This is a genomic window from Bacillus sp. SIMBA_026 (genome assembly GCF_046535335.1).
Classification (GTDB): domain Bacteria; phylum Bacillota; class Bacilli; order Bacillales; family Bacillaceae; genus Bacillus; species Bacillus velezensis.
Genome location: NZ_JAWRWX010000195.1, coordinates 1 through 269 on the forward strand (window position 1 = coordinate 1; position 269 = coordinate 269).

1 protein-coding gene is annotated in these 269 nt (G+C 62.8%); it reads right to left on the minus strand.

Annotation, left to right across the window (positions count from 1 at the left end; all coding sequences use genetic code 11):
- Positions 1-269, minus strand: a 269-nt coding sequence (locus tag SB847_RS21170; protein WP_410578594.1) for a hypothetical protein, incomplete at both ends; no start/stop codon positions are given.

Genomic DNA, 269 nt, shown 5'->3' on the forward strand with positions numbered 1-269 from the left:
GTACGGGTTTCGAAATCGGCAACGACCAGGATCGTCAGGCCGAGAAGGAAGCGCGCCCCGTCGCTGGGCATCAGGTCTCGGAAGGGCCGCAGACAGAAGGCCCCGATGAGTACCCCGTTCAAAAGGATCGCCGAGGCGGTGTAATAGTACGGAATGACCGCCGGCGATAACCACAGCCCGTTTCCGAGCAGGGCGATCAGCCGCTGAATGATGGGGATGTATCCGGCGTCCGTCTCGAACAGCCTCACGCGCCAACTGGGATCGGCGGC